Origin of the sequence: Pantoea sp. UBA5923 (genome assembly GCF_002431095.1) — a bacterium.
Lineage (GTDB): Bacteria > Pseudomonadota > Gammaproteobacteria > Enterobacterales > Enterobacteriaceae > Pantoea > Pantoea piersonii.
Window position 1 is genome coordinate 43,132 of the sequence record NZ_DJDN01000071.1, and the last position, 18,092, is coordinate 61,223.

The following is an 18,092-nucleotide window of genomic DNA, read 5'->3' on the forward strand; positions in this document are numbered from 1 at the left end:
TGAACGACTGCTATGAAGTATTAAAGAATGGTTTGTTGTCAATACGAGTAAAACATGAGTAAAATTAAACCTGTAATAAAGCTTACGATTGATTTGGCTAAAAGAGAAATAGCTTCGCGATATAAAGGCTCACTTTTAGGGTACTTGTGGGCTGTCATAACTCCTTTATTGCTTTTACTTGTTTACACATTTGTTTTTGGAAGCGTTTTTAAATCTCGTTGGGTAGGTTTCGACACAACTTCAGGAGATTTTGCAATTGTACTTTTTATCGGAATGCTAACCTATAATATTTTCTCGGACTGTGTCTCACGCTCCCCATGGCTTATTACAGGTAATGCTAACTTTGTAAAAAAAGTTATCTTCCCAGTTGCTATATTGCCAGTAATTAATGTTATTTCGGCTGTGTTTAATTTTTGTATGGGGTTTGTGCCTTGGATTATATTGAATTCTTATTTCCATGGTTTACCGCCAGCTACGATTGTATTATTACCTATTTATATCCTTCCTGTTATCTTGATTGGATTAGGAGGGAGTTGGCTTATATCAGCATTAGGCGTATATTTTAGAGATGTGGGGCAGTTTATAGGCGTAGTAGTAATGTTGCTCATGTTTTGTTCGCCTGTGTTTTATTCAGTTACAGCGGTTCCTGAAAAGTTCAGAGTTTTCTTTCATCTTAATCCAATTGCAAGCACTATAGAAATGGTGCGACAAGTTTGTATATTTGGAACAATCCCTGCATTAAATGATTTTATAAACACGATTTTATTTTCACTAATAGTTGCTATTTTTGGATACTTGTTCTTTATGAAATCAAAAAAAGGTTTTGCAGATGTCCTCTGAATACAGTCTTATAATTGAAAATATTTCAAAGCAATATAAAATGTATGCTAGCCCAAAGCATAGGTTTATGGATATATTTTCTGGTGGAAAATTTGGGAAAAATACTACTTTTTTCGCGCTTAAGAATTTTAACCTTAAGGTAAAAAAAGGTGAGTCAATAGGTATATTAGGTAAAAATGGTGCTGGTAAGTCAACGTTATTACAGATTTTAGCTGGTATTATTCCGCCATCGAGCGGGAAAATCGTTGTAAATGGAAACGTATCTGCTTTATTAGAGCTAGGCGCGGGATTTAATCCTGAGTTTTCAGGTAGAGAAAATATTGAAATAAGCTCAAGTATTTATGGGGTGAAGTTAACTGAGCAAAAATTGCAAAATATCATCGACTTTGCAGATATTGGTAGCTTTATCGATCAACCAGTTAAAGTTTATTCAAGCGGAATGTTTATACGTCTCGCGTTTGCTATTGCCTCTCAAATGGAACCTGACATTTTAATAGTTGATGAAGCCCTGTCTGTTGGTGATCTGCAGTTTCAAACCAAATGCCTAAGGTTAATCCAAAAGTTAAGGGAGCAAGGCTGTACTTTTGTTTTCGTATCTCACAGTCCCAGAATGGTAGAGTTATTTTGTGATAGGGCTATTTGGTTACAAGACGGCGCGGTTAAATTAGATGGTGAGCCAAAAAAGGTTGTCCGAGCATATGAGAATTTTATGGTTGGTGGATTGGACAATGAAAATAATGAAAGTATAAAAGTTGATACCAAAGTACAGTTTGAGTCAGAGTCTGGGTTCAATAAGTTAAGCAGCAGCAATCATATCGAATGTAAAGAAGGGTTTAACTTTACTGCGGTAAAAGTTTCAATTGATGGTGAACTTAATCCTCATTCGTTTGAGTCAAAACAATTTAGCCTTATTGTTGAAGCTAAATATGTCATGGCTTATAAAGTAAACAAGCCATTATGGGCGATTGGTATGTTTAATGAAGTAAATCAGCCTATTTTTCACTACAATACCGATAATAGTGGCGTTGAATACTTAAATGAAGTTAATATTGGATTGCAAGGAATTATTAGATTCAGAGTTGACGTTCCCTCCGTTAGGCCTGGTGATTATTTAATTGCTATTGGCTTGGATGATGGCGTTCCCGGAAACAGCGAAGTATTAGCGCATGTATATGATGCTTTTACACTTAGGATATCAAATACAGTAGACTCTCCTCAGGCTGGTTATATTCAATTAAACAATTGCATTGCAGAGATAATAAATGAAAAATAATTATCGACTTCCTGTAGATTATAACTCCCGAATTAATTATCTTAAATATGTGGATGGTCATGACTCATTAAATTCTACAATTTACCAGCCGTTGGTCTATAAGTCTGCTTTCGAAATTGTAAAAAAAACAGGCGCAAAATATTTAATCGATATCGGATGTGGCGATGGCGTTAAGGTTGCTGAAGTTAGAGATTATAGTCCAGATTGTAAAGTGATCATGATAGATCATGAATTCATCATTAATAATATTTCAAAAAAATATGATTTTGCGGAATATATAACGGCTGACTTTGATGTAGAAATTCCGGATATCGATGAAGATAAACTGAAAGATTCAGTTATTATTTGTAGTGACGTTATTGAACATCTATTAAAACCTGAGATTTTAATCGAGTTTTTGATGAGATGTAAAAGCTTGACTAAGGCGATAGTACTATCAACGCCGGATCGTGCTGAAGAAAGAGGCCTTTTTGACTATGGTCCTCCTGCAAATCCATATCATGTAAGAGAATGGACACTCGATGAATTTACAAGAATGCTAATGGATTATGGCTTCACGAATAGATTGCTCGCAGGGTTGACCATTTCAAATGATCTAAATAACGTAAAAGCAACACTTTTATGTATCATCAGCAAGTACTTTGAGTATGAACCCATATCACATACTCTTAACCAAAATTTGGCTTGCCAAAATGAGTATAATATTAAGAATTTAAAGAATATTACAGTTGAGCTAGACTTTCGAGAGTTCGAAAATGATACATGGTATCTACTAAACAACGATGCTACTATTATGATGCCTCTTATGCTAAGAGTTCCTGTCGATGAGCAGATATCGTTGGCAGATAATCATGGCTTTAATGTTATATCGAAAACTAAACTTGTAGTTGATGTTATAACTAAAGATGGTATGAAAATAGGAAAGTCTTTCATGCATATCAATAGTGCTGACGAGCCTATTGCTGCAGTTAAAGGAAGTATTTTGAATGAGATATTTTCTGGCAATTCACCAAATCTAAATATATATCCGTTTAACATTATAGGCCTGACTGATTCGACAATGCAGAAAAATCATCGCGGTGATGAGGATATTCTTTTGCAACATCTTGGTAATTGGCACGAGAATATTACTCGTAAAAACTTCATTGTTGAGTTAGCTTTTGGTGGTAAAGTAAAATGAAACGTAAAGCAATAAACTTTTTAAAGAATAACAATTTGGTAAGAAAAGGATATCGCAAAACTGTTGAGAAAGTCCCTTTCATTGAAAATATGCTTTCATTATATCGTTATTCTAACTGGATAAAAAATTATAAAAAATCTATCAGTAATTATGATTTTCACTACAGAACTTTCAATCAACTTAACCGTGAAGTCATTAAAGCAAAAGTAGAAGATGCATCGCTTCTCAAACCTGTGTTAATTATGACTACTTATAATGATCATGACATCATTGAAGCGATTATACGGAAAAACGAAGAACTAGGTTTTGAACAAATTGTTATAGATAATTGGTCTAATGATGGCACTTGGCCAATCATTGAGAAGTTAAAAAAAGAACTAAATTCGATACTTGAGATACATCGTTTCCCTTTTGAAGGGCCTACAGAGAGCTATCTTTGGAAGGCAATGCTAGATTTAAAAAGCGAAATTGCCTTGAATTTTAAAGGCCGATGGATTCTTCATCAAGATAGCGATGAAATAACAATTACTCCTTTTCAAAATGTTGATATCAGGTACGTCTTAGAAGCAGTTTCAAGAATGGGGTATAATGTCGTACCCTTAAGGATGATTGATTTTACACCTATCGACGATTCTTTCACTATTGGTGATCCAGTCACTCATTTTAAATATTATCGGTTATCGCCAATAATATCTTATGGCCTTCAAAATAAAATCTGGCTGCAAGGAGATGAAAAAGTTGATTTAAGCAGTATGGGCGGACATGATGTAAACTTTGATGCTAAAAAAGTATTCCCTATACGTTTGCCTCGTTTTCATTACAGCATTCGTTCAGTTGCGCACGCAAAAAGTAAGTATTCGCCTAAAAGATTAGAGCGCTCTGCAAGCGAGAGAGAAAGCTTGGGATGGCATACTCACGTTGAAGTTAAATTAAAAGAAAAAGTCATATATGATCAAAGCGAACTCATAAAATTTAACTTTAACGAATTCTATTCTGAACGTTTTAATTGGTTTACTTATAATGACTAAATTAAAGGTAATTAACATAGGACCTACTGAGTGGTTTTCACCGCATTTTGCCTTTACAGATAATAATATCCAGGCTTTTAATTATGATCCATGGAAAGATGATCGCACATTGATAGATTTTTGTAGTGATATAAATCCTGATCTACTATATGTTTTCCGTGGTGATATAGTCCGGTCCCAATTATATAAGCTGAGAAGTATTTATCAAATAGAGTACTCTAGTGAAATTTATCCAGACAATCCATTCTGTAATAAATACTCACAATGGCTTGGTGTGAAAAAATTTATGCACTGTTTGAGAGATGTATTTCCTTATTCTAATTATTATCATTACGATAGGTCAAGAAAAGGGTTTTTGGAAGCCATGGGGCTTGATTTCAATTATCATTATCTTCCAGTAAATACATCCTTATTCAACACGGGAAATATTAGAGATATTGATATTCTTTTTTTTGGTCGAGCATCCCATCGGAGAATAAATATATTCTCAAAGCTTAAAGAGCTTAATATAAAATTTGTCTGGATTGAAAATGGTTTAAGCTGGTCAGAGTTATCTTCTTACATTTCTCGCTCGAAAGTCGTACTGAACTTTGCTGCAGATGATTGCGATAATTTTGAGCCTCGAATTTTATTAGGTTTGGCTGGAGGTTCGAGAGTTATAACTGAAAGCTCTGTTGGATTAGACATGTTTCTTAAAGAAAAGCCTAAATATAACCATTTAATTAAAATTGCAGATCCAAACCACATTAGTATATTGAATGCTTTTAATCAATTAAAAGAGTCTGAAAATATTGACACCAACCATATAGTTGATACCTTTGATCTTTCATCGAACGCTTTTATCATTAGTGACATTAAGAGGGATTAAATATGAGTGTTCTCGTTACTGGCGGTGCAGGTTATATTGGATCACATACAGTTTTATCTCTACTTGAAGCTGGATTCAAAGTCGTAGTAGTCGACAATTTCGTAAATTCTTCTGAAGCATCTCTAGAGCGTGTGAAGAAATTAACTGGAAAAGATTTTGATTTTTATGAAGGTGATATTAGAGATGTATCTTTCTTAAAAAAAGTATTTGAATCTAACAGAGATATAAAAAGCGTTATACACTTTGCTGGTCTTAAATCTGTTGGAGAGTCTGTTAAACATCCTTTAGAATATTACGATGTGAATTTTAGTGGCACCTTAAAGCTGCTTGATGTAATGAATAAATATCAGGTAAATGAGTTTATTTTCAGCTCATCGGCTACAGTTTATGGAAGCCCATCTGCAATACCTCTTACAGAGGATTGTAAAACTGGGGGAACAACCAATCCTTATGGAACCTCCAAGTATTTTGTTGAAAAAGCCTTGGTTGATATTTGTAATGCAAATGAAAATCTTAAGGTTAAAATATTAAGGTATTTTAATCCAGTTGGAGCACATAATTCAGGCATGATAGGTGAGTCGCCTAAAGGTATACCGAATAATATTTTACCTTACATAACTCAAGTTGCAGTGGGAAAATTATCAGTATTGAAAGTCTTTGGGAACGATTATGCTACTTCAGATGGTACAGGTGTACGTGATTATATACACGTCATGGATTTAGCTGAAGGTCATATCGCTGCATTGAATCATAATAAAAATAATAAAAACCTGTATGTCTTTAATTTAGGAACAGGTTGTGGCTATTCCGTACTTGAACTTATATATAATTTCGAAAAAATTGCAGGTGTCAAAATACCTTATGAAATCACCGCGAGGCGCGAAGGTGATATAGCCGAATGTTGGTCAGATCCTACATTAGCTAATGAAGTACTTAACTGGAGAGCAACTAGAGGGATTAAAGAAATGCTGGAAGACGCTTGGAGATGGCAAAAACAAAACCCAAACGGGTATTGTGGTTGACAATAAAAAATATTTATTTAACAACCATTACTTGTTCTTAGAGTTAATTGCTCTTACTGAAGTCCAAAACCAAGGCGATTATGGATCAACATTCATGCTCAGTTGCGATTTTAATGGCCACCTATAATGGTGATAATTATTTATTACAGCAGCTCAATTCATTTGTCGGTCAAAGTCACAAAAACTGGCATCTTTACGTTTCAGACGATGGTTCTCAAGATAAAACTCTGGAATATTTATATGCTTTCCAGTCGAAAAATTCTCGATGCTCCATATTCAATGGGCCTAGATTAGGCTTTGCTAGAAATTTTATGGCATTAATTGACAATTCTGATATCGAGGCTGATTTTTTTGCTTTCTCTGATCAGGACGATATTTGGTTAGAAGACAAGTTAGAAACAGCATTGAACTTTCTAAGTAAACTAGATAATGATAAAGCTGCCATGTACTGCTCAAGGACTTCTTTAATTGATGAAAATAGCCTACCTGTCGGACTTTCGCCACATTTTGTAAAGAAACCCTGTTTTGGAAACTCAATTATTCAGAATATTGCTAGCGGCAATACAATGGTTTTCAACAAAAAAGCAAGGGAATTACTCAGGCTCTTTGCTGGCAAGCCATTAATAGTTCACGACTGGAGTTTGTATCAAGTCGTAACCGGCTGCGGAGGAACTGTATTTTATGATAAAAAGCCAACTATTCTTTATCGGCAGCATGGGAATAACCTGATTGGGAATGGTATGCACTTATCAAATCGATTTATGAATTTTAAACAGACAATAAATGATGGGCAAAAAATTCTATGGAATAATGTTAATTTAAAAAACTTGTTATCAATTAAAGAATATTTGACGACAGAGGCTATTAATATTATTAATGTTTTTTTTCAGATGAGATCGTCAAGTTTATTTAAACGTTTACATATATATATCCATTCAGGGTTGCACCATCAAACATTGCTGGGGAACATAACAAATTTCTGTTACGCCATCTTTAATAAATTATAAGGTATAATATGAGTGTTATTGCTTCTCTAGTGTTATATAAGCATTCCTGGAAAGATGTTGAAAAAACAATCAAATGTTTGATTTCTGAAGACAGTATTTCTAGAGTGGTCATTTTAGATAACGGTTCACATTGTGGTTGGTTATCAGAGCTATCTAATGAGAAAATAGAAGTGTTTTCTTGTGAAATTAATGCCGGTTTTGGCGCTGGTCATAATCTTACGATTGAAAGATATAAGGAACATTTTAAATACTTCCTTATATGTAATCCAGATATATTCTTTGAGCATGGTGAGTTTGACAAACTTTATGATTTTAGTATAAGGCATTTAGTAGATTTAGCTACACCTAAGATAGTATATCCTGACGGCCGCATTCAGCATAGTTGCAAACTTTTACCTTCTCCTTTGCAATTATTTATGAGAAGATTTTTTCCAACCCTGTCTTTTCATTTTAATAAAAAATATGAACTGGCTGATGCAGATTATACAAAATCCTTTTATGCGCCATCGATATCTGGCTGTTTTATGCTATTGAGTAACAGGTCCCTTAAAGGGACAGGTGGTTTTGATTCTCGATATTTTATGTATCTAGAAGATGTGGATTTATCACGGCGAATAACATCGGCCGGCTTTTCTATAAGATATTGTCCTGATTCAACTGTAATACATGAATCACAAAGGCGCTCTTATAAAGATTTAAAGTTTTTAGTCTATCACCTAAAATCGGCTTGTAAATACTTTAATAAGTGGGGGTGGATATATGATCCGGATAGAAACTCTCAAAATTTAAAATGCCTATCTGATTTGCCGCGGACCAAAGACTGATTTTTATTAAATGGCTCGATTTATTACTTCAAATTACGTTGTTTTCAAAAGCTATTCATTAGAATTCTAATCTATTATTTATTTTGATTTTTGCTTTGTTTGTTTGTTAAGTGACGCTTTTGAACTGATTGCTCTTGATGGAATTTGTTCTCACGAGTGATCTGAATGTTATTTACTCTAAACCGCATTATTTTCTAAACCTTGCGTCTTTTATAAGTTATTATATTTATTGCTTTATTCTCAAGTTGTGCATTAAAAGTGCGACTCAAAACAGGAGTATGTAATGTCCAAGCAACAGATCGGCGTTGTAGGTATGGCAGTGATGGGTCGTAACCTGGCTCTCAACATTGAGAGCCGCGGTTACACCGTCTCTATCTTCAACCGTTCACGTGAAAAGACTGACGAAGTCATCGCAGAAAACCAGGGCAAGAAACTCGCGCCTTACTACACCATCGAAGAGTTTGTAGAGTCCCTTGAGAAACCTCGTCGTATCCTGCTGATGGTACAGGCGGGCGAAGCGACTGATAAAACTATCGCTTCCCTGACCCCGCATCTCGACAAAGGTGACATCCTGATCGACGGCGGCAACACCTTCTACGAAGACACCATCCGTCGTAACAAAGAGCTCTCTGAGCAGGGCTTCAACTTCATCGGTACTGGTGTTTCCGGCGGTGAAGAGGGCGCCCTGAAAGGTCCATCTATCATGCCTGGCGGACAGAAAGAGGCTTACGAGCTGGTTGCGCCGATTCTGGACAAAATCGCTGCCCGCGCTGAAGATGGCGAAGCCTGTGTGACCTATATCGGTCCAGACGGCGCTGGCCACTACGTGAAGATGGTGCATAACGGTATCGAATATGGCGACATGCAGCTGATTGCCGAAGCTTATGCGCTACTGAAAGGCGCGCTGGGTCTGAGCAACGAAGAGCTGGCGAAAACCTTCACCGAGTGGAATAACGGCGAGCTGAGCAGCTACCTGATTGACATCACCAAAGATATCTTCACTAAGAAAGATGATGAAGGTAACTACCTGGTTGACGTCATCCTGGATGAAGCCGCTAACAAAGGTACCGGTAAATGGACCAGCCAGAGCTCACTGGATCTCGGCGAGCCGCTCTCTCTGATTACCGAGTCTGTTTTTGCCCGCTACCTTTCTTCTCTGAAGACACAGCGTGTTGCCGCATCTAAAGTGTTAAGCGGCCCGCAGGCGCAGGCTTTCACCGGTGACAAAGCGGAATTTATTGAGAAAGTGCGTCGCGCGCTTTACCTGGGCAAAATCGTCTCTTATGCGCAGGGCTTCTCACAGCTGCGTGCTGCTTCCGAGCAGTACAGCTGGGATCTGCACTACGGCGAAATCGCGAAAATCTTCCGTGCTGGCTGCATCATTCGCGCGCAGTTCCTGCAGAAGATCACCGATGCCTATGCAGAAAACGCCAATATTGCGAACCTGCTGCTGGCACCTTACTTCAAGAATATCGCTGACGAATACCAGCAGGCGCTGCGCGACGTAGTCGCTTATGCAGTGCAAAACGGTATCCCGACCCCGACTTTTTCTGCCGCTATCGCTTACTACGACAGCTATCGTTCAGAAGTATTGCCCGCTAACCTGATTCAGGCGCAGCGCGACTACTTCGGCGCGCATACCTATAAGCGCATCGATAAAGAAGGTGTGTTCCACACCGAGTGGCTGGACTAATCATTAAAAAGGCTTCCATAAGGAAGCCTTTTTTTATCCCACCAGCAAATCCCCGCTCCTAATCTCTTTATCTCCCGCCAGCCTGACCACCAGCATGCCCGCCGTCGCGAACTTCGCCCAGTGCCTTGCATAGAGCACACCGCCGTGCTCTGCCACCAGCGGCGTCACGCTGTCGGTTATCGGATCGACGACCTCAGCGACCACTTCACCCGGACGAATATGCGCGCCCAGTTTTTTGCGATGCAGAATCAGGCCCGATACCGGCGAATGAATATACTCGCAGCCTGCCAGCGGCGTTGCGGGATGTTTAAGGGCAGGGGAGACGGCGGCTGCGCCTTCAGTGTGACGCTGCTTAATAACGCCCATCTCTTCTGGCATATCCACCGCTTCCAGCGCGCTCGCCGCGGCGCTGCTCTCCGCCATACCTGCAATATCGTCAGCGTTGGCCGTCACCAGCGCCAGCTCATCGCCGCCAATCACCGGGGCGGCCACTTCTGCTGATATCAGGGTCTCTTCAGCCGCGATATAACCGCCTTCGCGCAGCGCAGCGATAATCGCATCCGCGTCATGCTCCGCCTGGTCAGGATCGACATCACGTACCCCGCGTAGCTCAAGCGTTACCGGCAGGAGGCCGCGCGGCATTGGATAGCTGTCGCCAAAGCGTTCCGCCAGCGTCAGCCAGGGCTCGCAGCAGGCTTCATCGAAGGGTTCCCCGCCTGAAACCTGCGCCAGCAGCTGCACCTCGCTGCCCAGCCAGCGCGCCAGCGGCTCGATATCGGGCCAGGCGTGCGGCGTGGTGTAGAGATGGGGCAGCGCTTCCCAGTCGCAGTGCAAATCAATCATCAGATCTGCCTGGCTCGCCATGCGCATCAGGGTAAACCGCTGCGCCTCCAGTTCGTTTTTGGCGATTACATCGCGATAGTGGCGATCGATCGCATCGCGGATCAGCCGCTTGTTGTCGCCTTCGTTCGGCGACAGCGAGCCGGCCAGCTCCGCCGCCAGCTTTTCGCCCAGCGCGGGGAAGCGACGGTTGAAGTCCTGACCAGACTCGCAGTGAAAACGTCCCAGATGCGTGCCGTTCCAGTGCTGGCTCAGCGCCAGCGGGTTCGCCACCGGCACCAGCGTAAAGCTCGCGCGCAGCCTGCCGGCGGACTCCAGCGCCGCCAGCTTCTGCTTAAGAAACCAGGCGACTGCCATACCGGGGATCTCGTCGCCGTGTAGCGACGCCTGGATATAAACCTGCTTGTGTTTTTCTTCGCCGAAGTGAAAGCTGACGATTTCGCGCTGAGTGCCCAGCGAGGCGCTAAGAAGAGGATGATGTTGTTGATGCATAAGGCGCTGAGTATCCTGTCATTTAGAAGGGGCGCAGCTGCGCCCTGGAAATGAAGAAAAGTATAGTGCCGAATTAAAGCGGGCGACCAGTTGCGTCGCTCCAGGGTTACGGCTGGACAGAAATGTCAGTAGCGAAGTACTGCTTTTGGATCTTGTCGAAGGTGCCGTTCTTTTTGATTTCGGCGAAGGCATTATCCAGCGCGGTTTTCAGTTCGGTATCGCCTTTACGCAGGCCAATCGCGGTTCCCGGACCGATAATCGGATCCTGTACAATCGGGCCGGCCAGTTCGAAATCTTTGCCCTGTGGATGTTTCAGGAAGCCGTTTGCCGCCTGCGCCGCATCGGTAAATACCACATCCAGGCGGCCAGAGATAAGGTCGCTCTCTACCTGTGCCTGATCGCCATAGGGCACGACGTTCACGCCATACGGCTGCCATTTGGCGCGCGCGTAACGCTCCTGCACCGTGCCTTGCTCCACGCCAACAGTTTTACCCTTCAGCGACTCGGCGGTCGGCAGCAGGCCGGAACCTTTACGCGCAATCAGCTGGGTATGGGTGTCATAGAGCGGTACGGTAAAGTCGATCTGCTTCAGACGCTCTTCGGTAATGCCCATATCTGACAGGATGGCGTCAAACTTACGCGCCTTGAGCGCCGGGATCATGCCGTCGAACTGACTTTCCACCCAGACGCATTTTGCCTGCATCTGCTGGCACAGCGCATTGCCCAGATCGATATCGAAGCCGACCAGCTTGCCCTGCGAGGTTTTGGATTCAAACGGGGGATAGGTCGGATCGACCGCGAAGCGTACCTGTTCGATTTTCGCCTGCGCGCCAAAGGCGCAGCCTGCCAGCAGAGCAGTCATCAGCGCAGCGCGCAGACGTGAGGGAGTGTAAATAGCCATTTAATCTTCTTTTATCGTGATGTTGAATTAAGCAGAGTACCTGCCTGCTATCACGATGACAATTACTGGATTATTTTCACTACGTTAGCATTACAGAGGCGGCGATAATCGTCGGTATTGACTATGACCGACCTGTCCAGCCGCCCGGCGTTAAAGGCGATCTCCTCAAAACGCTCGAACAGCAGCGGATCGACCACCAGCGTCAAATCGGGGTGAAAAGAGAAGGGCGGAATAGCGCCGAACACACAGCCGGTCAGCATATCCACTTCCGCCGGGCTGGCGAGCGAGGCGCGCCGACCGCCAACCGCCTCCGCCACTCTGGTTAAATCCGCCTGCTGATCTGCGGGCAGCACCGCCAGCACATGCTGTTTGACGCCGTTGCCTTTGACGTGGCACACCAGCGCTTTTGCGCCCTGGCCCACCGCGGTGCCGCGGATTGCCGCCACCGCCTCGCATTTGCCGGTCGCTTCATGCGTTATCAGCCGATAGCGCGCCTGATGCCGATCCAGCAGGGCGAGCAGTTTTTCATGGGTAGTCATCGCGGTTCCTGAGAAAAATACGCTCGTTGTTGCTCAAGGCCCGGTGGATTTCCCGGTCTTGAGCAACGTAACCTGGCTACTTATGACGCGCGCGCAGATTATTAATGATGGCGCTAAGGTCGAGATCCTGGTCCTGTAGCAGCACCAGCAGGTGATAGAGCAGGTCAGAAGCCTCGTTAGTCAGCTCGTGGCGGTCGTTAACCGTCGCTGCCAGCGCGGTCTCGACGCCTTCTTCACCCACTTTCTGCGCGATACGCTTGGTGCCACTGGCATAGAGCTGTGCGGTGTAGGAGCTGGCGGGATCGGCGCTTTTGCGCGACGCCAGCAGCTGCTCAAGCTGATAAAGAAAGGCCCAGTCGGGCACAGCGGGCGAGAAGCAGCTTGAGGTGCCGCGGTGGCAGGTCGGGCCGACAGGATCGGCCAGCACCAGCAATGTGTCGTTGTCGCAGTCCGGCGTGATGCTCACAACCTTAAGGAAATGGCCGGAGCTTTCGCCTTTGGTCCAGAGACGCTGTTTAGTGCGCGAGAAAAAGGTGACGTTGCCTTCGCTCAGGGTTTTCGCCAGCGCGTCCTGATTCATATAGCCGTGCATCAGCACTTCGCCGGAAACGTTGTGCTGCACGATAACGGGCATCATGCCCTCGGTTTTGACCCAGTCGAGGCGGGCCAGTTGCTCTTCAGTTAACACGCGCGAATCTCCACTCCGTTCTCTTTCAGAAAGCCCTTCAGCTCGCCAATATTAATAATTTGCTTATGGAACACCGAGGCGGCCAGCGCGCCGTCGACGTTCGCCTGTTCAAAAGCGTCAAGGAAGTGCTGCATGGTGCCTGCGCCGCCGGAGGCGATCAGCGGCACGTTGCAGACGTCGCGTACTTTTTTCAGCTGCACCAGATCGTAGCCGTTGCGTACGCCATCCTGGTTCATCATGTTCAGTACGATTTCGCCTGCGCCCCGCTTTTGCACCTCCTGCACCCACTCCAGGGTTTCCCACTGGGTGACGCGCGTGCGCGCTTCGTCGCCGGTATACTGGTTAACATGGTATTTGCCGCTGGCCTCGTCAAACCAGGTATCAATTCCCACCACGATGCACTGCACGCCGAAGCGATCCGCCAGGCGGGTGATAAGCGAAGGATCGGCCAGCGCAGGTGAGTTAACAGAGATTTTGTCGGCGCCGAATTCCAGAATGCGCGCCGCGTCCTGCTCGCTTTTAATGCCGCCCGCCACGCAGAAGGGGATATCGATCACTTCCGCCACGCGCGACACCCAGCTTTTGTCGACCACGCGGCCGTCGCTGGAGGCGGTGATATCGTAGAAGACCAGTTCGTCCGCGCCTTCCTGCGCGTAGCGCTGCGCCAGCGGCACGATATCGCCGATGATCTCATGGTTGCGGAACTGGACGCCTTTGACGACCTGACCGTCGCGCACGTCAAGACAGGGAATTATGCGTTTTGCCAGCATGCGATAGCCTCCGAAACCGTAAATTTACCTTCCAGTAAGGCGCGACCGACGATCACGCCCTTAACGCCGCTGCCGCGCAGCGCCGCGATATCCTCAATGCCGCCGATGCCGCCGGAAGACTGAAACGCAATATCGGGATAGCGCGCCGTTATTTCCTGATAGAGCGCGACGTTAGAGCCGCTCAGGGTGCCGTCGCGCGAAATATCGGTGCAGAGCACATGCTTCAGGCCCACCGGCGCAAACTGCGCGATAACCTCTTCCAGCGTGACGCCCGCCGCTTCCTGCCAGCCGCTGATGGCGACCTCTTTACGGTTCGCCGCGTCGATGCGCACATCCAGCGCCAGCACGATCGCCTCTGGACCGAACTCGCTAAACCACTTTTTCACTTCCTCCGGCTCTTTCACCGCCGTGGAGCCGACCACGACGCGGCTGGCGCCGGCATCCAGCAGCGCCCTGACGTCGTCGCGCGTGCGAATGCCGCCGCCGACCTGCACAATCGCCTCAACGCCGTTAAGCAGCGTTTGCAGCAGCGGGATCTGGCGCTGCGCCGGATCCTTTGCGCCGGTCAGGTCTACCAGATGCAGCACCTTCGCGCCCTGGCTGGCATACTCCTGCAGGCGCGGCAGCGGATCGCTGCCGTAATCGCGCTGCTGGCCATAATCGCCCTGATGCAGACGCACCACTTTGCCGTCAATTAAATCTAACGCGGGGATAATCATCACATCTCCAGGAAGTTTTTCAGCAGCTGCGCGCCCGCTTTGCCGGAGCGCTCGGGGTGGAACTGTACGCCAAAGAAGTTATCTTTCTGCACCGCCGCGGTGAAGGGCTGGCCGTAATCGCACTGGGCGATGGTGCTGGCGTTCACCGGCATGGCGTAGCTGTGCACGAAGTAGAAATAGCTCTCTTCATCGATGCCACGAAACAGGTGATTGCCCGCCTGAGCGATAATCTGGTTCCAGCCCATATGCGGCAGCGGCAGGCCCTGGGTATCCATCAGCCCGCAGGCCGCGTCGATAATGCCGAGGGTATTGATGCCGCCGTTCTCTTCGCTGCTGCTGCCCAGCAGCTGCATGCCGAGGCAGATGCCCAGCACCGGCTGGGTGCAGGCTTTGATCAGATCCACAAGGTCGCGCTCTTCCAGCTGATTCATCGCCGCCTGCGCGGTGCCGACGCCCGGCAGAAACAGCTTGTCGGCACGCAGCACCACGTCAGGATCGCGGCTGACGTCGGGCGTGTAGCCAAGACGCTCCACCGCCCACTTGACCGAGGAGAGGTTGGCGCAGCCGGTATCGAGGATCACCACGTTCATTACAGCACTCCTTTCGAGCTGGGCAGGGTGTTGCCCTCAACGCGGATCGCCTGGCGCAGCGTGCGGCCGAAGGCTTTGAACAGGCTCTCCACGCGGTGGTGATCGTTTTTGCCCTTGGTTTTAAGGTGCAGGGTGCTCATCATGGCGTAGGAGAGCGAGCTGAAGAAGTGCTCCACCATCTCGGTGCTCATATCGCCGACGCGCTGATAGCTGAATTCCGCCTTGAATTCGAGGTGCGGGCGGCCGGAGATATCGAGCGCGCAGCGCGCCAGACACTCATCCATCGGCAGCACAAAGCCGAAACGGCCAATGCCGCGCTTGTCGCCCAGCGCTTTCAGCAGCGCCTCGCCGAGCGCCAGCCCGGTATCTTCAATGGTGTGGTGATCGTCGATATAGAGATCGCCTTTGACTTCGATATTCATGCGGAAGCCGCCGTGTACCGCAATCTGGTCCAGCATATGGTCGAAGAAGCCGACGCCGGTGTTGATTTTGCTGCCGCCTTCGCGGTCCAGCCAGACCTCGACCTGAATCTGCGTCTCTTTGGTGTTGCGGTTAACCAGCGCATGGCGGTCACGTCGAGTCAGTCGCGCCTGGATAGCGTTCCAGTCCTCGCCTTCGCGGCCGAAGCGGATACCCTGAATGCCCATATTCTGCGCCAGCTGGATATCGGTCAGCCGGTCGCCAATAACATAGCTGTTTGCCACGTCGATAGCGCCTTCCGCCAGCCACGCCTCGACCATTTTGGTCTTTGGCTTGCGGCAGTCGCAGTTATCTTCCGGCTTATGCGGACAGATCAGCACGTCGTCAAAGCGGATGCCCTGCGAGCTGAGCACCTGCATCATCAGGTTATGCGGGCCGTCGAAATCCGCCTGCGGAAAGCTGCTGGTGCCCAGCCCGTCCTGATTGGTGATCATCACCAGGCGGTAACCGGCGCTCTGCAGAGCCAGCAGCGCCGGGATGACGTTGGCTTCAAACGCCAGCTTTTCCAGACGATCCACCTGAAAATCCTCAGGCGGCTCGGCGATAATGGTGCCGTCGCGATCGATAAAAAGGGTCTTCTGACTCATGCTCTCTCCACAGATAAAGCCTGTAACGCGGCGATCAGGCGCTCGCACTCTTTACGCGTGCCGATTGAGATGCGCAGACATCCCGCAAGGCCCGGATTTTTGTTCTGGTCGCGCAGAATAATGCCCTGATCCCACAGGGATTTAAACACCGCAGGCGAATTGTCGAAGCGCGCCAGAATATAGTTGGTTTCGCTCGGGAAGACCTGCTGCACGATGCTGAGCCGGGAGAGCTGCTCCAGCAGCCAGGCGCGGCTGGCGTTCAGCTCGGCGACGTGCTGGCGCATCAGCGCGATGCCCTGGTCGCTCAGCGCCTGACCGGCGACGTCGGCGACCGGCGTTGCCAGCGGGTAGGGCGCGATCACCTTCATCAGCAGGTCGATGACCGGCGAGTTCGCCAGGGTAAAGCCGCAGCGCAGACCGGCCAGCGCAAAGGCTTTTGACAGCGTGCGCAGGATCACCAGGTGCGGGTAATCCTTCAGCCAGCCGCTCAGCGTCGCCTGCGGACAGAATTCAATATAGGCTTCATCGGCCACCACCAGCGCCTTTCCTGCGGTCATCTCCAGCAGCGCGCGGATGTCGTCCGGGTTGATCAGGTTGCCGGTCGGGTTGTTGGGGCTGCACATATAGACCACTTTCACGCCGTCAAGCTGTTCCGCGATGGCGGGCAGATTAAGCTGCCAGTTCTCCAGCGCGGGTACGGTGCGGTACTCAATGCCGATGGTTTCCGCGCTGACGCTGTACATGCCGTAGGTCGGCGGACAGAAGAGAATCGCGTCTTTGCCCGGCTCGCAGAAGGCGCGCATCACCAGTTCGATGCCCTCATCCGCGCCGCGGCTCACCAGCACCTGTTCCGGCGTCAGCCCCGCGTAGGCGGCGTAGCGCTCAATCACAAGCTTCGGCTGACATTCCGGGTAGCGGTTCAGCGTCTGCTGCGACAGCTCAAATTCCACCGGCAGCGGAAATTCGTTGGCGTTGAGCCAGACGTCGCCGTTGCCGCCCAGGCGGCGCGCGGACTGGTAGGGCGTCAGGGCGCGCACGTTATCGCGCGCCAGCTGTTCAATATTCCGGCTCATGCCTGCTCCTTATTCAGCGCGGCAACGCGCAGGGTAACGGCGTTTTTATGGGCCTCCAGCTGCTCAGCGGCGGCCAGGGTTTCAATCGTAGCAGCGAGATTCAGGAAGCCCTGCGGCGTCAGCTCCTGCACCGTCATACGCTTCTGAAAATCGGCCAGGCCGAGGCTGGAACTAGTGGCGGTGTAGCCGTAGGTCGGCAGCACATGGTTGGTGCCAGAGGCGTAATCGCCCGCCGACTCCGGCGACCAGTCGCCAAGAAACACCGAACCGGCGCTGGTAATGGCGTCCACCAGATCGCGCGACTGGCGCGTCTGAATAATCAAATGCTCCGGGCCGTACTGATTGGAGATCGCCACGCACTCTTCAAGATCGCGCGTGACGATGAGACGGCTGCTCGCCAGCGCCTGACGCGCGGTCGCAGCGCGCGGCAGGGCCTGTAGCTGCGTCTCGACCGCTTCGGCGACGTTCTGAGCCAGCGTCAGCGATGGCGTCAGCAGAATTACCTGGGAGTCGGGGCCGTGTTCCGCCTGCGAAAGCAGATCGGAAGCGACAAAGGCGGGCGTTGCGCCTTCGTCGGCGATAACCAGCACTTCCGACGGGCCGGCGGGCATATCGATCGCCGCGCCGTCGAGACGCTGGCTCACCTGACGTTTCGCCTCGGTGACCCAGGCGTTGCCC

19 protein-coding genes are annotated in these 18,092 nt (G+C 47.8%); 9 read left to right on the forward strand and 10 right to left on the reverse strand.

All coding sequences use genetic code 11. From position 1 onward, the window contains the following. Nucleotides 1-54 precede the first annotated feature (54 nt). The 9 genes from B3797_RS16830 to gndA all read left to right on the forward strand — a co-directional run bounded on the left by B3797_RS16830 (nt 55) and on the right by gndA (nt 9,735). On the forward strand, nt 55-840 hold the full coding sequence (locus tag B3797_RS16830; protein ID WP_311791653.1) for an ABC transporter permease: 786 nt from the start codon (nt 55-57) through the stop codon (nt 838-840). Then, a complete protein-coding gene (locus tag B3797_RS16835; RefSeq protein ID WP_311791654.1) occupies nt 830-2,113 on the forward strand; it encodes an ABC transporter ATP-binding protein in 1,284 nt (427 codons plus the stop codon). The genes B3797_RS16830 and B3797_RS16835 overlap by 11 nt, the downstream gene beginning before the upstream one ends. Further along, complete coding sequence (locus B3797_RS16840) at nt 2,103-3,293, forward strand: methyltransferase domain-containing protein (RefSeq protein WP_311791655.1); 1,191 nt, start codon at nt 2,103-2,105, stop codon at nt 3,291-3,293. Before B3797_RS16835 ends, B3797_RS16840 begins: the two co-directional genes overlap by 11 nt. Next, on the forward strand, nt 3,290-4,321 hold the full coding sequence (locus B3797_RS16845) for a glycosyltransferase family 2 protein (protein ID WP_311791656.1): 1,032 nt from the start codon (nt 3,290-3,292) through the stop codon (nt 4,319-4,321). Before B3797_RS16840 ends, B3797_RS16845 begins: the two co-directional genes overlap by 4 nt. After that, a complete protein-coding gene (locus B3797_RS16850) occupies nt 4,314-5,189 on the forward strand; it encodes a hypothetical protein (protein WP_311791657.1) in 876 nt (291 codons plus the stop codon). Before B3797_RS16845 ends, B3797_RS16850 begins: the two co-directional genes overlap by 8 nt. A gap of 2 nt (nt 5,190-5,191) precedes the next feature. Continuing rightward, complete coding sequence (gene galE, locus B3797_RS16855; protein ID WP_311791658.1) at nt 5,192-6,211, forward strand: UDP-glucose 4-epimerase GalE; 1,020 nt, start codon at nt 5,192-5,194, stop codon at nt 6,209-6,211. 80 nt (nt 6,212-6,291) lie between these two features. After that, complete coding sequence (locus tag B3797_RS16860) at nt 6,292-7,218, forward strand: glycosyltransferase family 2 protein (RefSeq protein WP_311791659.1); 927 nt, start codon at nt 6,292-6,294, stop codon at nt 7,216-7,218. A gap of 8 nt (nt 7,219-7,226) precedes the next feature. After that, the gene (locus B3797_RS16865) at nt 7,227-8,042 is read left to right on the forward strand and encodes a glycosyltransferase family 2 protein (RefSeq protein WP_311791660.1); all 816 of its coding nucleotides are present in this window, start codon (nt 7,227-7,229) and stop codon (nt 8,040-8,042) included. A 283-nt stretch (nt 8,043-8,325) separates the two neighbouring features. Next, nucleotides 8,326-9,735 carry an NADP-dependent phosphogluconate dehydrogenase gene (gndA, locus tag B3797_RS16870; RefSeq protein WP_311791661.1) on the forward strand — a complete coding sequence of 470 codons (1,410 nt, stop codon included), beginning with the start codon at nt 8,326-8,328 and terminating at the stop codon, nt 9,733-9,735. Nucleotides 9,736-9,768: 33 nt separating this feature from the next. Here gndA and B3797_RS16875 read toward each other — a convergent pair whose 3' ends face one another. From B3797_RS16875 to hisD, 10 genes are all read right to left on the reverse strand, one after another. Then, a complete protein-coding gene (locus B3797_RS16875; RefSeq protein WP_311782571.1) occupies nt 9,769-11,067 on the reverse strand; it encodes a M14 family metallopeptidase in 1,299 nt (432 codons plus the stop codon). Nucleotides 11,068-11,173: 106 nt separating this feature from the next. After that, nucleotides 11,174-11,968 carry an ABC transporter substrate-binding protein gene (locus tag B3797_RS16880; protein WP_311782570.1) on the reverse strand — a complete coding sequence of 265 codons (795 nt, stop codon included), beginning with the start codon at nt 11,966-11,968 and terminating at the stop codon, nt 11,174-11,176. Between the two features lie 62 nt (nt 11,969-12,030). Next, nucleotides 12,031-12,507 carry a YbaK/prolyl-tRNA synthetase associated domain-containing protein gene (locus tag B3797_RS16885; RefSeq protein ID WP_311791662.1) on the reverse strand — a complete coding sequence of 159 codons (477 nt, stop codon included), beginning with the start codon at nt 12,505-12,507 and terminating at the stop codon, nt 12,031-12,033. Nucleotides 12,508-12,583: 76 nt separating this feature from the next. Then, entirely contained in the window at nt 12,584-13,195 is a 612-nt protein-coding gene (hisIE, locus tag B3797_RS16890; protein ID WP_311791663.1) for a bifunctional phosphoribosyl-AMP cyclohydrolase/phosphoribosyl-ATP diphosphatase HisIE, read from the reverse strand. Continuing rightward, nucleotides 13,189-13,965, reverse strand: coding sequence for an imidazole glycerol phosphate synthase subunit HisF (gene hisF, locus B3797_RS16895; protein WP_311791664.1), 777 nt, complete (start codon nt 13,963-13,965; stop codon nt 13,189-13,191). The genes hisIE and hisF overlap by 7 nt, the downstream gene beginning before the upstream one ends. Beyond that, nucleotides 13,947-14,684: a 1-(5-phosphoribosyl)-5-[(5-phosphoribosylamino)methylideneamino]imidazole-4-carboxamide isomerase gene (hisA, locus tag B3797_RS16900; protein WP_311791665.1), complete on the reverse strand. Its 738-nt coding sequence runs from the start codon at nt 14,682-14,684 to the stop codon at nt 13,947-13,949. Before hisA ends, hisF begins: the two co-directional genes overlap by 19 nt. Beyond that, a complete protein-coding gene (hisH, locus tag B3797_RS16905) occupies nt 14,684-15,274 on the reverse strand; it encodes an imidazole glycerol phosphate synthase subunit HisH (RefSeq protein WP_120453345.1) in 591 nt (196 codons plus the stop codon). The genes hisA and hisH overlap by 1 nt, the downstream gene beginning before the upstream one ends. Continuing rightward, the gene (hisB, locus tag B3797_RS16910) at nt 15,274-16,341 is read right to left on the reverse strand and encodes a bifunctional histidinol-phosphatase/imidazoleglycerol-phosphate dehydratase HisB (protein WP_311791666.1); all 1,068 of its coding nucleotides are present in this window, start codon (nt 16,339-16,341) and stop codon (nt 15,274-15,276) included. Before hisB ends, hisH begins: the two co-directional genes overlap by 1 nt. Continuing rightward, a complete protein-coding gene (gene hisC, locus B3797_RS16915) occupies nt 16,338-17,414 on the reverse strand; it encodes a histidinol-phosphate transaminase (protein WP_311791667.1) in 1,077 nt (358 codons plus the stop codon). The genes hisB and hisC overlap by 4 nt, the downstream gene beginning before the upstream one ends. Then, nucleotides 17,411-18,092, reverse strand: a 682-nt coding sequence (gene hisD / locus B3797_RS16920; protein WP_311791668.1) for a histidinol dehydrogenase, incomplete at its 5' end; no start/stop codon positions are given. The genes hisD and hisC, both read right to left, overlap by 4 nt.